This window comes from Methylobacterium sp. 142-1Y (genome assembly GCF_057747795.1).
In genome coordinates this window covers 310,691-323,976 of sequence record NZ_CM173224.1, presented here as the reverse complement: position 1 = coordinate 323,976, position 13,286 = coordinate 310,691, and the positions used below count along the sequence as shown (strand labels likewise).

At 68.5% G+C, this 13,286-nt stretch carries 12 protein-coding genes; 9 read left to right on the top strand and 3 right to left on the bottom strand.

Translation table 11 applies throughout. The annotated features are described in order from the left end of the window. Positions 1–16 precede the first annotated feature (16 nt). The 5 genes from acs to AC3AOF_RS01445 all read left to right on the top strand — a co-directional run bounded on the left by acs (position 17) and on the right by AC3AOF_RS01445 (position 5,169). Positions 17–1,966: an acetate--CoA ligase gene (acs, locus tag AC3AOF_RS01465; RefSeq protein WP_488347488.1), complete on the top strand. Its 1,950-nt coding sequence runs from the start codon at positions 17–19 to the stop codon at positions 1,964–1,966. A gap of 295 nt (positions 1,967–2,261) precedes the next feature. Next, positions 2,262–2,570, top strand: coding sequence for a DUF485 domain-containing protein (locus tag AC3AOF_RS01460; protein ID WP_488347487.1), 309 nt, complete (start codon positions 2,262–2,264; stop codon positions 2,568–2,570). Continuing rightward, positions 2,567–4,258: a cation acetate symporter gene (locus tag AC3AOF_RS01455; protein WP_488347486.1), complete on the top strand. Its 1,692-nt coding sequence runs from the start codon at positions 2,567–2,569 to the stop codon at positions 4,256–4,258. Before AC3AOF_RS01460 ends, AC3AOF_RS01455 begins: the two co-directional genes overlap by 4 nt. A gap of 104 nt (positions 4,259–4,362) precedes the next feature. Continuing rightward, the gene (locus AC3AOF_RS01450; RefSeq protein ID WP_236990765.1) at positions 4,363–4,656 is read left to right on the top strand and encodes a type II toxin-antitoxin system TacA family antitoxin; all 294 of its coding nucleotides are present in this window, start codon (positions 4,363–4,365) and stop codon (positions 4,654–4,656) included. Positions 4,657–4,659: 3 nt separating this feature from the next. Further along, positions 4,660–5,169, top strand: a complete 510-nt coding sequence (locus tag AC3AOF_RS01445; protein WP_236990764.1) for a GNAT family N-acetyltransferase — start codon at positions 4,660–4,662, stop codon at positions 5,167–5,169. Positions 5,170–5,200: 31 nt separating this feature from the next. On the opposite strand, the gene AC3AOF_RS01440 is transcribed toward AC3AOF_RS01445, so the two are convergent. Beyond that, on the bottom strand, positions 5,201–6,484 hold the full coding sequence (locus tag AC3AOF_RS01440; RefSeq protein WP_236990763.1) for a DUF3422 family protein: 1,284 nt from the start codon (positions 6,482–6,484) through the stop codon (positions 5,201–5,203). Between the two features lie 110 nt (positions 6,485–6,594). After that, complete coding sequence (gene purH, locus AC3AOF_RS01435; protein WP_488347485.1) at positions 6,595–8,196, bottom strand: bifunctional phosphoribosylaminoimidazolecarboxamide formyltransferase/IMP cyclohydrolase; 1,602 nt, start codon at positions 8,194–8,196, stop codon at positions 6,595–6,597. 376 nt (positions 8,197–8,572) lie between these two features. Here purH and AC3AOF_RS01430 point away from each other — a divergent pair, with 376 nt between their 5' ends. After that, positions 8,573–9,895 carry a hemolysin family protein gene (locus AC3AOF_RS01430; protein WP_236990761.1) on the top strand — a complete coding sequence of 441 codons (1,323 nt, stop codon included), beginning with the start codon at positions 8,573–8,575 and terminating at the stop codon, positions 9,893–9,895. A gap of 125 nt (positions 9,896–10,020) precedes the next feature. Further along, the gene (gene lanM, locus AC3AOF_RS01425) at positions 10,021–10,428 is read left to right on the top strand and encodes a lanmodulin LanM (RefSeq protein ID WP_488347484.1); all 408 of its coding nucleotides are present in this window, start codon (positions 10,021–10,023) and stop codon (positions 10,426–10,428) included. Positions 10,429–10,477: 49 nt separating this feature from the next. Here lanM and AC3AOF_RS01420 read toward each other — a convergent pair whose 3' ends face one another. Next, complete coding sequence (locus AC3AOF_RS01420) at positions 10,478–10,711, bottom strand: hypothetical protein (RefSeq protein WP_236990759.1); 234 nt, start codon at positions 10,709–10,711, stop codon at positions 10,478–10,480. 323 nt (positions 10,712–11,034) lie between these two features. On the opposite strand from AC3AOF_RS01420, the gene AC3AOF_RS01415 reads away from it, so the two are divergent. Both AC3AOF_RS01415 and AC3AOF_RS01410 read left to right on the top strand, forming a co-directional pair. Then, positions 11,035–12,075: an adenylate/guanylate cyclase domain-containing protein gene (locus AC3AOF_RS01415; RefSeq protein ID WP_442919371.1), complete on the top strand. Its 1,041-nt coding sequence runs from the start codon at positions 11,035–11,037 to the stop codon at positions 12,073–12,075. Between the two features lie 727 nt (positions 12,076–12,802). Next, on the top strand, positions 12,803–13,261 hold the full coding sequence (locus AC3AOF_RS01410) for a Ros/MucR family transcriptional regulator (protein ID WP_236990758.1): 459 nt from the start codon (positions 12,803–12,805) through the stop codon (positions 13,259–13,261). Positions 13,262–13,286: the final 25 nt, after the last annotated feature.

Sequence of the window (13,286 nt, the reverse complement as noted above, 5' to 3'; positions counted from 1 at the left end):
ACAGGGGAGGAGCGCCATGAACCAGCGGGTCGTCGAGGTCAGCCAGGATGCGCGGGCGCGGGCGCATATCGACGAGGCCAAGTATCAGGCCTGGTACGAGGCCTCGATCCGTGATCCGGAGGCGTTCTGGCGCGAGCACGGCAAGCGGATCCACTGGTTCACCCCCTATGCCAAGGTGAAGGAGACGACGTTCGGCCCCGGCGACGTCTCGATCAAGTGGTTCTCCGACGGCGTTACCAACGCCGCCTACAATTGCATCGACCGCCACCTCGAGACCCGTGGCGACCAGGTCGCGATCATCTGGGAGGGCGACGATCCGTCGGAATCGCGCCATATCACCTACCGCGAGTTGCATGCGCAGGTGTGCCGGATGGCCAACGTCCTGCGCAACCGCGGCGTCTCCAAGGGCGACCGGGTCACCATCTACCTGCCGATGATTCCGGAAGCCGCCTACGCCATGCTGGCCTGCGCCCGGCTCGGCGCGATCCACTCGGTGGTGTTCGGCGGCTTCTCGCCGGATTCGCTGGCCGGCCGCATCCAGGGCTGCGACTCGAAGCTCGTCATCACCGCCGACGAGGGCCTGCGCGGCGGCCGCAAGGTGCCGCTGAAGGCCAATGTCGACGCGGCGATCCAGCGCCTTCCGGCCGACAGCGTCGACCACGTGATCGTGGTGCGCCGCACCGGCGGCGCCGTCGAGATGGACCCGGTCCGCGACGTCTATTACGACGCAGCCGCCGCCCAGGTTACCGACGAATGCCCGGTCGCCCATGTCGAGGCCGAGCATCCGCTGTTCCTGCTCTACACCTCGGGCTCGACCGGCCAGCCGAAGGGCGTGGTCCACACCACCGGCGGCTACCTCGTCTACGCGTCGATGACGCATCAATACGTCTTCGACTACCACGAGGGCGACATCTACTGGTGCACCGCCGATGTCGGCTGGGTCACCGGGCATTCCTACATCCTGTACGGGCCGCTGGCGAACGGCGCCACCACCCTGATGTTCGAGGGCATCCCGACCTACCCGTCGATCTCGCGGTTCTGGGAGGTGGTCGACAAGCACAAGGTCAATATCTTCTACACCGCCCCGACGGCGATCCGCTCGCTGATGGGCGCCGGCGAGGAGCCGGTGAAGACAACCTCGCGGAAGACCTTGCGCGTGCTCGGCTCGGTCGGCGAGCCGATCAACCCCGAGGCCTGGGAATGGTACTACCGGGTCGTCGGCGAAGAGCGCTGCCCGATCGTCGATACCTGGTGGCAGACCGAGACCGGCGGCATCCTCATCACCCCCCTCCCCGGCGCCACCCCGCTCAAGCCCGGCTCGGCGACCCGGCCGTTCTTCGGCGTCAAGCCGGTGGTGGTCGACGGCGACAACGTGGTCCAGGAAGGCGCCTGCGAGGGCAACCTCTGCATCGACGATTCCTGGCCCGGCCAGATGCGGACCGTGTGGGGCGACCACGAGCGCTTCGTCCAGACCTATTTCTCGACCTTCCCGGGCCGCTACTTCTCGGGCGACGGCTGCCGGCGCGATTCGGATGGCTATTACTGGATCACCGGCCGAGTCGACGACGTGATCAACGTCTCGGGCCACCGGATGGGCACGGCGGAGGTCGAATCCTCCCTCGTCGCCCATCCGAAGGTCTCCGAGGCCGCGGTGGTCGGCTATCCCCACGACATCAAGGGCCAGGGGATCTACGCCTACGTCACCCTGATGCAGGGCGAGGAGCCGACCGACGCACTCCGCAAGGAGCTGGTCGCCTGGGTGCGCAAGGATATCGGGCCGATCGCCTCGCCCGACCTGATCCAGTTCGCCCCCGGCCTGCCCAAAACCCGGTCGGGCAAGATCATGCGCCGCATCCTGCGCAAGATCGCCGAGAACGAGTTCTCGTCGCTCGGCGACACCTCGACGCTCGCCGAGCCGGCGGTGGTCGACGACCTGATCGAGAACCGGCAGAACCGCGCGAAGTGATCGTGAGGCCGGGGCCCCGCTCGGGGCCCCGGCCTTTTTAATCCCGCACGAGACGGCCGCGCTTATCAGACCTTCGTCGCATCGCGGATGTTTTCAGTCCCTTTGCGCTGGCATTCGCTAGAGAATCGCGTCATCGGGATTATTGCGCCGCAGCACGGACAGTCGGCGCAAGCTCAAGCCTGTCGAGACCAGGCAACAGACGGATCGACGCACCGGTTTCATCGTGCCGTGCCGCTCGCGGCGCGCGGCGGAGCCGTGTCCGGCTACAGAAGAGAAACATAGGGGAGGCCCGCCGATGGCAGAGGCAGACACCGCACGGGTTCTGGCGAACCCGACATTCCGCCAGTTGGTGCACGAGCGCACCCGCTTCGCCTGGATCCTCTCCGGGTTGATGCTGGCGATCTACCTCGTCTTCATTCTGCTCATCGCCTTCGCGCACGGCCTGATGTCGACGAAGGTTTTCGGTGGCACCGCCTCGCTCGGCCTGGTGCTCGGCGTGGGCGTGATCCTCGCCGCCTTCCTGCTCACCGGGATCTACGTCTTCCGCGCCAATGGCCGCTTCGACGACCTCACCCGCGACCTGAACCGGGACCTCGCCCGATGAAAAGCCTCGCCTTCAGCATCCTCGCGCTCCTCGCTCCGACGGTCGCCCTCGCGGCCGGTCCCGACCTCGGCGCCGTGCAGCAGCAGGCCACGAACTGGCCGGCGATCGGCATGTTCCTGTTCTTCGTGCTGTTCACCCTCGGCATCACCTACAAGGCGGCCAAGGGCTCGAAATCGGCCGCCGACTTCTACGCCGCCGGCGGCGGCATCTCGGCCGGCACCAACGCGTTGGCGATCGCCGGCGACTACATGTCGGCGGCCTCGTTCCTCGGCATCTCCGGCATGGTCTACAGCTTCGGCTTCGACGGGCTGATCTACTCGACCGGGTTCCTCGTCGGCTGGCCGATCGTGCTGTTCCTGATCGCCGAGCGCCTGCGCAATCTCGGCAAGTTCACCTTCGCCGACGTGGCGAGCTTCCGCCTCGACCAGACCCGGATCCGCATCCTGTCGGCGACCGGCACGCTCGTGGTGGTGGCGTTCTACCTGATCGCCCAGATGGTCGGGGCCGGCAAGCTGATCCAGCTGCTGTTCGGCCTGCCCTACCTCTACGCCGTCATCATCGTCGGCCTGCTGATGATCGTCTACGTCGCCTTCGGCGGCATGAAGGCGACGACCTGGGTCCAGGTGATCAAGGCCTGCCTGCTGCTCTTCGGCGCGACCTTCATGGCCGGCGCCGTGCTCTACAAGTACGGCTTCAGCCCCGAGAAGCTGTTTGCCGCCGCCACCAGCGTCCACCCCAACGGCGACGCGATCATGGGCCCGAGCGGAAATCCGAAAAGCCCGGTGGCGAACCCGATCGACACCATCTCGCTCGGCATCGGCCTGATGTTCGGCACCGCCGGCCTGCCGCACATCCTGATGCGCTTCTTCACCGTCTCGGACGCGCAGGCGGCCCGCAAGTCGGTGTTCTACGCCACCGGCCTGATCGGCTATTTCTACATCCTCACCTTCATCATCGGCTTCGGCGGCATCGCCCTGCTGATGTCGGATCCGAGCTACTTCAAGCTCGCCGCGGACGGCACCTACGACAAGCTCGCCGGCATGAACGGCTCGACCAACATGGTGGCGGTGAACCTCGCCAACGCGGTGGCCGGCCCGTACTTCCTCGGCTTCATCTCGGCGGTGGCCTTCGCGACGATCCTGGCGGTGGTGGCCGGCCTGACGCTGGCCGGCGCCTCGGCGGTGAGCCACGACCTCTACGCCCAGGTCTTCGCCCGCGGCCGCACCACCGAGCGCACCGAGGTCAACCTGTCCAAGGGCGCGGCCGTGGTGATCGGCCTGGTGGCGATCTATCTCGGCTACGTGTTCGAGAACCAGAACGTCGCCTTCATGGTCGGCCTCGCCTTCTCGGTGGCGGCGAGCTGCAACTTCCCGGTCCTCGCGATGTCGATCCTGTGGAAGGGCACCACGACGCTCGGCGCCCTCGTCGGCGGCCTCGCCGGCCTCGTCGCGGCGGTCGTGATGGTGGTGCTGTCGAAGGCGGTGTGGGTCACCACCTTCGGCCATCCCGCGGCGCTCTTCCCCTACGACAACCCGGCCCTGTTCTCGATGCCGATCGCGTTCCTGGGGATTTGGATCGTGTCGAAGATCGACAACAGCGCCCGGGCCAAGCGCGAGCGGGCGGCCTTCGAGGCGCAGTTCGTGCGCTCCGAGACCGGCATCGGGGCGGCCGGCGCGCACGCGCATTGATGGGATGAGGGGGGCGGCAGCCATTGGGCGCCGCCCCTCAGGCGATCCGGATTGTATTGCAGAATGCATGACGCTCCCTTACCTTCTCGTGGAGGAGAGGTGTCATGCCCGCCAATGCCCGGAAGGATCACCCGATCTCGATGCGCCTGCCGGAGTCTGACCTGGCATTGATCGACCGGGCCGCGAGATTGCGCGGCAGGTCCCGCACCGACTTCGTCCGCGAGGCCGCCGTTCTCACGGCTGAAGAAGTGCTGATGGACCAGCGGCTGATTCGCCTCGATCCCGAAGCATTCGCGGAATTTATGAGCATCATTTCGGCGCCCGCCACTGTGGTGCCTGAAATCGTCGAGATCGCCAGACACCGCGCGCCTTGGGACAACCGAGACGACGAAGGCTGATACGTGGGCCTGTCCGCGCCCGAACCGCTCTGCGCGTCGCACGAGACCGCGGCGTTCTCATGCGGCAAGCTGGTTCTCGATCGGTGGCTCAAGACACGAGCCCTGTCCAACCAGGAGAAAGGCTTCACGGCAGTGATGGTCGTGCACGAGGCCTGCCGGGTGGTCGGTTATTATGGACTGGCGCCAACGGCCGTCGTTCCGAACATTCTGCCGCGCGCGATCCGAACCGGGCAGCCACCCGATCCGGTGCCGTGCCTGCTGCTAGGCCAGCTTGCGACAGATGTCGGTTGGGCAGGGCGCGGAATCGGTAAAGGCTTGCTCAACCACGCGCTGACCCGCTGTGTGAAGGCGGCGGCGCTCGTCGGCGGACGTGCGGTCATGGTTCATGCGGTGGACGAAGAGGCCGTGGCATTCTGGCAGCGATGGGGATTCGTCGCCACGCGGAACAGCGAATACGAACTCGTCCGTTCGATCGCCGATATCGCCGCTTCGTTCACTGCCTCTCGGAGGTGATGCACGCCGGCGTGGGCATCGGCCGGTTTCCTCAATGCCCCCCCGGCTCCGCATGCGCCCGCCGGATCCGCCGCACCGTCCACCACACCCCCACCAGCACCAGCGGCACCGATATCGCCGTCCCGACCGTCGCATCGACCGGGACACCGGCATGGTGGACGCCCTCCAGCACATGGTGGACGAGGCTGGCGACGTAGTAGGTGATCGCCGCGACCGAGAGGCCCTCGACGGTCTGCTGCAGCCGCAATTGCAGCCGCACCCGGTCGTTCATCGATTGGAGCTGGGCCTGGTTCTGGCGCTCCAGGTCGATATCGACCCGGGTCCGCAGCATCTGCGCCGCCCGGGCGAGCTTGCGCGAGAGCAGGTCCTGCCGCTCGGCGATCGTCGTGCAGGTGCGGATCGCCGGGTTGTAGCGCCGGGCGAGGAAGACCGACCAGCTCGTCTGCCCCGGCAGCGCGTGCTCGCCCGCGGAGGAGAGGCGCAGACGCACCAGTTCGTCATAGGCCCGCGTCGCCCCGAACCGGTACATCGCCCGGGATGCGCCGGCCTCCAGCTCCGCCGCGAGCCCGATCAGCTCGTCGAGGAGGGCGTGGTTCTCCGAAAACCCCTCGCTGGAGCGCATCGCCTCCATCAGGGGCGGCAGGGCGGTCTCGATCCGCCGGATCGTCGGCCCGAGGCCTTGCGCCTCCGGCAGGCCGAGGAGGGCGAGCGTCCGGTAGGTCTCGATCTCGAGCAGGCGCTGCACCAGGGTGCCGGCGCCGAGGCGGCTCAGGCGCCGGTCGGCGACCACGATGCGGACATAGCCGTGCGGATCGGGCTGGAAGTCGGTGGCGATCACCGCCGCGCCCCCTTCCGCCTCCGCCATGGCCAGGGAGGCGGCGTTGAATCCCGAGACCGCGTCGGACGGCAAGCCGTCATTGACCGCCGGCACGAGGTGCAGGTCGACCGCGACGAGGAGCGGGCCGGGCTGGGCCACCTCCCCCATCGCGCCGTCGAGGGCGTCGGGCTGAGGCTGGAAGGCGTGGCCCTGGGGGTCGCCGAACTCCCAGGTATAGGTGGTGAACTCGCTGTGGCTCTCCCAGCGCAGGATCGCGCCGGAAAACACCACCCGGTGCTGCTTGGCCCCCGGCGCCGGGCCCGGATGCCCTAAGCCCGTGCAATAGGCCTCCAGCGCGTCGCGATCGGCCGCCGCGGCGTCGCCGTCGGTCAGGAAGGCGTAGTGCAGGAAGCGGCGGGGCGTCTTGACCGGGGTGAACGGCCGGGCATGGACCTCCGCCAGCACCCGCGCCCGCAGGGGGTGTTCGTCCAGCCGCATCGCGTCCGCCTCTCCTCACGTCGCCGTGAGGCTTGGCCGAGGCCGGCCCGTCGGTCAACGGGCCGGTTGGCCGAGGCCGGCCCGTCGGTCAACGGGCCGACCGGGGTTCCTCAGTGCCGGAAGTGGCGGTGGCCGGTCAGCACCATGGCCAAGCCCGCCTCGTCGGCGGCACGGATCACGTCGTCGTCGCGCATCGAGCCGCCGGGCTGGATCACCGCCGTAGCGCCCGCCTCGGCCGCCGCCAAGAGGCCGTCGGCGAAGGGGAAGAACGCGTCGGAGGCCACCACCGCCCCGCGGGCGAGGCTCTCGGGCAGGCCGGCGGCCTTGGCGGCTTCCGCCGCCTTCCAGGCGGCGATGCGCGAGGAATCGACCCGCGACATCTGCCCGGCGCCGATGCCGACCGTGGCGCCGTCCTTGGCATAGACGATGGCGTTCGACTTCACGTGCTTGGCGACCCGGAAGGCGAAGCGCAAATCCAACAATTCGGCCTCGGTCGGCGCGCGCTTGGTGACGACCTTGAGCGGCATGTCGTCGACGACGGCGTTGTCGCGGTCCTGCACCAGGAAGCCGCCGGCCACCGTGCGCCAGGCCTGGCCGGGGCTACGGGGATCGGCGACGCCGCCGGTGGTGAGGAGGCGCAGGTTCTTCTTGGCGGCGACGATCGCGACCGCCTCCTCGGTGGCGTCGGGCGCGATGATCACCTCGGTGAAGACCTCGACGATCTTCTTCGCGGCTTCCGCGTCCAGCGTGCGGTTGAGCGCGACGATGCCGCCGAAGGCCGAGACCGGATCGCAGCGAAGCGCCCGCTCGTAGGCCTCGATCAGGTCGGCGCCTTCCGCGACGCCGCAGGGATTGGCGTGCTTGACGATGACCACCGCGGCGGTCCGGGTGGGATCAAACTCGCTCACCGCCTCGAAGGCGGCATCGGTGTCGTTGATGTTGTTGTAGGAGAGTTCCTTGCCCTGGAGCTGGCGCGCGGTCGCCACGCCCGGGCGCGGGGCGCCGGCGGTGCGGTAGAACGCGGCCTTCATGTGCGGATTCTCGCCGTAGCGCAGGCCTTGCGCCAGCGTGCCGCCCAGCGCCCGGAAGGTCTGGGCCTCCGGCGCGGCCGCGATCTCGCCGGCGAGCCAGGTCGAGATCGCGGCGTCGTAGGAGGCGGTGCGCGCATAGGCCTTCTGGGCGAGGCGCCGGCGGGTCGCGAACGTGACCGCGCCGTCATGGGCGTCGAGGTCGGCGAGCACCGCGGCGTAATCCGCTACGTCGACCACGACCGCGACGTCCTTGTGGTTCTTCGCCGCCGCGCGGATCATCGCCGGGCCGCCGATGTCGATGTTCTCGATGCACTCGGAAGCAGGCTTGCCCGCGGCCAACGTCGCCTCGAAGGGATAGAGGTTGACGACGAGGAGATCGATCGCCGCGATGCCGTGGGCCAGCATGGCGGCCTGGTGCTCCGGGTTGTCGCGGACCGCGAGCAGCCCGCCATGCACGCCCGGATGCAGGGTCTTGACCCGCCCGTCCATCATCTCCGGGAAGCCGGTCAGGTCGGAGACTTCCGTGACGGTCAGCCCGGCATCGGTGAGGGCCCGGTGGGTGCCGCCGGTGGAGACCAGCGTGACGCCGCGGGCGGCGAGCGCACGGGCGAACTCGACCAGCCCGGTCTTGTCCGAGACGGAGAGGAGCGCGCGGGAGATGCGGGACAGGTCGCTCGCCATGATGACACCGGGTCTTTCGGTCGTAGGCGCCGGCCCGCGGAAAACCCCGAGCCGGCACAGGAATTTCCGGCGCGCCTAGCAGAAACCGCGGGTCGAGGCCAGATGTTGCGCCGCAAAACGGTGTGATGCGCTGTCCGGAAGCCTTCTTCCGGACAGCGCATCACAAGCCGGCGCGGCACTTGAGCGAAGCTGCTTGCCGTATCGCGAAGCGATGGATCGGCAAGCGTACGAGGCGCCGCGCATCTTACTCGGCGGCATCGGCCGTGGAGGAGCGCGCGCCCGGGCCGTCTGACGGATAGGCTCCGGGGGACAGACTTGCTATGAGGGTGCCGGCCGCGTCCGACCCCGGACGCGGCCGGTCGCGCCACGGGAGGCGGTGATTTTCTCCGACAGTCCCTGGGGAACGGGCCTCGGCCTGTTCGCCATCGTGTTCCTGGTCTTCGCGAACGGGTTCTTCGTCGCGGCCGAGTTCGCCCTGGTGGCGGTCCGGCGCAGCCGGGTCCAGGAGCTCGTAGCCGAGAAGCGGGCCAATGCGGGTGCCCTGCAGCGGGCGGTCGACAGCCTGGATTCTCATCTGGCGGCCACGCAGCTCGGCATCACCATCTCGTCGCTGGCGCTGGGCTGGGTCGGCGAGCCCGCCCTGGCCCATCTGATCGAGCCGCTGCTCGCCTTCCTGCCGCAGGGCACGAGCACCGCCGGTGCCCACGCCATCGCGGTGGTGTTCTCCTTCGTGGTCATCACCTCGCTGCACATCGTGCTGGGCGAGCTGGCCCCTAAGAGCCTGGCGCTCCAGCGCAGCGAGCGCACGGCGCTCGCCATCGTGCGGCCGCTGCGGGTGTTCCTACTGGTCTTCCGCCCGGCGATCTCGTTCCTCAACGGGCTCGGCAACGGCGTGCTGCGTCTGTGCGGGCTGCAGCCGGGCTCCGGCGAGGGCTCGCTGCACTCTACCGCCGAGTTGTCGCTGCTGGTGGCGGCGAGCCAGGAGGCCGGCCTGATCCAGGAATCGCAGCAGGCGGCGGTGCAGCGCATCTTCGGCATCGGCGAGCGCCGGGTGCGGGACATCATGACCCCGCGCCACGAGGTCGACTGGATCGACGTCGAGGACCCGCGCGAGGCGGTGCTGGAGACGATCCGCGCCTGCCGCCACGAGCAGCTGGTGGCGAGCCGGGGCGAGATCCACGAGATCGTCGGCGTGCTGCGCAAGCAGGACGTTCTCAACCAGCTCCTCGACGGGGCGCCGATCACGCTGGACGCGATCATTCGCGAGCCGATCGTCGTCCACGAGGGCATGCCGATCCTGCGGGTGCTCGAGACCTTCAAGGCCAAGCCCGTCCGGATGGCGATCGTCGTCGACGAGTACGGCGACCTCGAGGGCATCGTCACCCAGACCGACCTCCTCGAGGCGATCGCCGGCGACATCCCGGAGACCGACGACGACGAGCCGATGGTGGTCGAGCGCCAGGACGGCTCGCTGCTCATCGACGGCATGATGCCGGCGGTCGAGGCCTTCGAGCGCCTCGGCCTCACCGAGCGGCCCGACAGCGACGACTTCTCGACGCTCGCCGGCTTCGTGATCTTCCAGCTCGGCCGCATTCCCACCGCCGGCGACGGGTTCGAGCGCAACGGCTGGCGCTTCGAGGTCGTCGACATGGACGGACGCCGGGTCGACAAGATCCTGGCCGAAAAGATGCAGGCCTGAACCTTCCCCAGGGTGAATCGGGGTTGCAAACCTTCGCCGTGGGGTTAGGTATCACGCTGCCAGATTATCCCGGGCCGCCTTGTCGACGAGACCATGCGCCCGGCTTCAGCTATGGAGATCGCATCATGACCTTCAACCGGGCCCTTCTGCTCGCCGCCCTCCTGGCCGCGCCGCTCGCCCTGCCGGTCTCGGCCGAGGCCAAGCCGAAGGCCGACCGCACCATCGCGGCCGTCGACACCGATTCGGACGGCACGATCGACCTCGCCGAGGCCAAGGCCGCCGCCGGCACGGTGTTCGACAAGCTCGAGAAGGATGCCGACGGCACCCTCGACACCAAGGAGCTGCAGGGCCGCGTCAGCCGCAAGGACATGAAGCAGGCCGATCCGGACAATGACGGCACCCTGGACAAGAACGAGTACCTCGCCCTGGTCGAGGCCCGCTTCAAGCTGGCCGACCCGGACAACGACGGCACCCTCGACGCCAAGGAAATGCGCACCCCGGCCGGCAAGGCCCTGGCGCGCCTGCTGAAGTAAGGACTGTGGGGTGGGGCGGCCCCTGGCGGGCCGCCCCACTCTTCCCTGATCAGTCGCAGCGCTCGCTGTGCACGGTCTTGCTGTCGCCGTACTCGTTGGTCTTCTTCACGGTCTTGGTCTCGCAGCCGCCGACGGAGCCGGTGGACTCGACCGAGCGCTTCTCGATCACGGTGCTGCGCTCCACCGGCGCGGAATCGCGGCGGATCACCGTCACGTCCTCGGCAAGGGCCGGAACCGTGACGAGGGCGCCGAGGGCCGCGAGGGTGACGAGGCGGAAGGACATGCCGATCTCCAGGCTTGAGCGTCGAATCGTGCTGCAAACGCCATAGTCAAGCCGACGGTTCCTTAGTTTTCACACAGTCTCACGAAGCGTCGGGCGGCGATCCGGGCGATGTGCCGGCCTTGGGCGTTTTGCGCCTTGCGGATGCCCTCAAAACGGCGTGAATCGCGGTTGAATTGCCGCAGAGCCGCGGGCCGGACCGCTGGGCCCCGCGCCAGGAGACCACCACCGTGCCCGCAGCCGGCCCCGTCGACCGCAGCTCATCGGGAGAGGCGGAGCAAGCCGGCCTTCCGGCACGCCTGGCGCAGGCCTGGCGCGTGGCCGGGCTGCCGATCCCGCAGCATGCCTGGTTCTGGATCGGCATCCTGCTGCTCAGCGCCGGGGCCGGCCTGCTCTACGACGCATTGTTCCAGAACGGCATCCCGTTGGTGGCGGCGATCCACGGCTTCTTCATCGGCGCCTGCGCGCTGCTGATGGAGCGCGGCACCCTGCTGCCGCGGCTGCAGGCGCGGCTTCGCCGCCTTCCGACCTTCCTCTACGTGCCGATCGCCGAGCTCGCCTATGTCGGCATGATCACGCTGGGTCATGCCACGGGCGGCGTGATCGTCTGGGTCACCGGGCTGACGCCCGAGCCCTTCGCGGTGGCGGTGGTGCCCTCGCTCCGGGTCCTGGTCTACGCGCTCGCCGTCTCGGCGCTCCTCGTCTTCGTGGTGCGGATGCGCGACCTCATCGGCGCCGAGGTCTTCGTCAACCTGCTGGTCGGGCGCTATCACCGGCCGGTGGAAGAGGAGCGGATCTTCCTGTTCGTCGACGTCGTCGGCTCGACGGCCTACGCGGAGACCCACGGCGCCCTCAAGACCCAGGCCTTCCTCGGCGCGGTCTTCGCGACTTTGGCCGAGCCGGTGCGGCGCTGCCAGGGCTCGACCGACGACTTCATCGGCGACATGGCGATGATCACCTGGCCGATGGCCCGCGGCCTGCAGGATGCGCGCTGCGTCGCCTGCGTGCTGGCGATCCAGGAGAGCCTGACCCGGGACGCGGCGGCCTGGGAGGAGCGGTTCGGTGCCGTGCCGCGCATCCGGGCCGCCCTGCATGGCGGGCCGGTCGTCACCGCCGAGGTCGGGGTCGACCGGCACAAGATCGCGTATTTCGGCGATGCGGTGAACGTCACGGCCCGGCTCGAGGCCCTGTGCCGGACCCTCGACGCGCCGGTGCTGATCTCCGGCGACCTCCTGGGCAAGCTGCCCCGCCTGCCCGACGGGGTGCGGGCCCGGCCGCTCGGCGAGCACGCCGTGCGCGGGCGCGACCAGGTCCTGGCGGTCGCCGCCCTGGAGCCCGCCCCGCGCCCTGTCCGCGCGGCCGCCTGAACGCGGGAGGCACGGCCGGACGGCGAGACGCAAAGACCGTACGCGCCTCCGATATGGCGGCACCATGCCGGGTTTCGCCACGGTCGCGATCCGGTCCGCTCCCGTCCAGCATAAGTCGGCCGGCCCTGTCGCAGCCATGGGCGATCGTCTGTCCGGAAGGCGTCCACGTCCGGTTGCCCTCGGACATCGATTCCAACATTTGTTTATCGAAGACCGGGCCGGCGGATCGCGACCGCGTGTTCGACCCGGGCGCGGCGCCCGATTCACGGCTGATCTGTTCGCGCGTGATGGAATTGCGTTGATGTCGATCAACGGTTAACACTTATTGAACCTGCCGGCATCCCACGGTTGCTGCGGTCGCGGCGCCCCCTTCTGCCGGGCACCATCAACGACCAATATGTGTTCTTCCTTTCATCCGAAAGGTGCTGTCCCGGCTCCTCGGACATAAGCCGAAGAGGATAGAGCCGGTGTCCCACCCTCCGCCGAGTTGGATGGCAGGACGCCAACGGTGAACGCAGCACAACCTTACCCTGCAACCGGCTTCAACAAGAATTTCGGCGAACGCTTGACCGAAGGCGAGAGCCGCTTCTTTTTCCTCTTGCGATTGCCGTCATGCCATCATAGTTGCACGGGTAAGCAAAGACAGACCTGCCCCGCGGCATCGGGGGACTGAGGGCGGAATGTCTAAGCGTCTTGCAGGATCTACCCTGAGAAGAGGGCCGACGTGATGAGTGAGAGTGAGGCGTCGACGAACCATATCGGGCTCGCGGCGGATATCGTGGCGGCTTTCGTGAGCAACAATTCGGTCCCGGCCGCCGATCTGCCGAGCCTGATCGTTTCGGTTCATTCCGCCCTGGGCGGCCTCGGTCGCGGCGTCGCGGCCGAACAGGCCGAGCCCCTGACCCCGGCGGTTCCGATCAAGAAGTCGATCATGCCGGATTATCTCGTCTGTTTGGAAGACGGCAAGAAGTTCAAGTCGCTGAAACGCCACCTGCGCACGCGATACGGCCTGTCGCCCGAGGATTACCGGGCACGCTGGAATCTTTCGCCCGACTATCCGATGGTGGCACCGAACTATGCGGCGGCTCGTTCGGAACTGGCGAAGACCATGGGCCTTGGGCAGCAGCGGCGCAAGTCCCTGCGCGGCGGCACGGGTAACGGGCACGACCTGGACGTCGAGGACTGACCGGCCCGGCGGCCGTACCCGCCCG